The organism is Sulfitobacter sp. HI0027 (genome assembly GCF_001634775.1).
Taxonomy (GTDB): domain Bacteria; phylum Pseudomonadota; class Alphaproteobacteria; order Rhodobacterales; family Rhodobacteraceae; genus Sulfitobacter.
Genome location: NZ_LWER01000110.1, coordinates 1 through 214 on the forward strand (window position 1 = coordinate 1; position 214 = coordinate 214).

A 214-nucleotide genomic window follows, 5' to 3' on the forward strand; every position below is an offset into this window, starting at 1 on the left:
GTTGGCCCCGAACCGGTCGATCGGGCCCAACGCCTTGCTGTCGTCCTTGCCGAGACGGGCGTCGGTGACTTCGCCCTCTTCTTTGATGACGTAGGCCTCGAGATCGAGCATATCATCAGTCACATCTTCGCCCTGCGGCGCCTGTCGGGTGGGCAGGATGCGCTTCAGCCATGTGCCGTAGATGTGCAGCTTTTCAAGATCGGTGTCGCCCAAG

General features: G+C 61.2%; 1 pseudogene. It reads right to left on the bottom strand.

Annotated elements, in window-relative coordinates:
• Nucleotides 1–214: pseudogene (locus A3722_RS24270) on the bottom strand (type I restriction endonuclease subunit R); the annotation flags it as partial.